Genomic DNA, 512 nt, shown 5'->3' with positions numbered 1-512 from the left:
TCCTCCACCGGTTCCGCTTCGGCGACATCGATGCGCTGCTTCGTCGAGATGAAGAATATTTCGACGAGGAGCTCGAGGACGATGATCCACTGCGCGCCTTCGAACCCGAGCGCTTTCAGCCCGGCGCGAGGTGAATGCGGCTCTGAAACGCGAACTTTCAAGGTTCACAAGGGGCTGACCTCAACCGTTTGGCATGCTTCCCTCTCCAGCAGATAAGGAGGGATGTGGATGCGGTTTGCCATTCAACTCATGATCGACGGCGACGACGCAGCAGGCGAAACGCAAGAGATTATCAGCTTCGACCGAACAAACGGTGCGCTGTTGATCGATGAGCTCGGCTTGACGCTGGAAGAAGCGAAGAAGGCCCTTGCTGCACTCCAGATCGCGATCACCGATGCTCAGGTGACGGATCATTCCCGACGCCAGCGACCTTGCCCGTGTTGCCTTCGGCCCCGGCAACTCAAGGACAAGCGCACAATCACCGTGCGCACGTGCTTTGGCAAGCTCGCGCT

1 pseudogene is annotated in these 512 nt (G+C 58.6%); it reads left to right on the top strand.

What is annotated here, in order from left to right:
• Window positions 1–228 precede the first annotated feature (228 nt).
• Window positions 229–512: pseudogene (locus ACWGTI_RS32685) on the top strand (ISKra4 family transposase); the annotation flags it as partial.

The organism is Mesorhizobium sp. ArgA1 (genome assembly GCF_053714375.1).
This window is presented reverse-complemented; position numbering and strand designations above follow the sequence as displayed.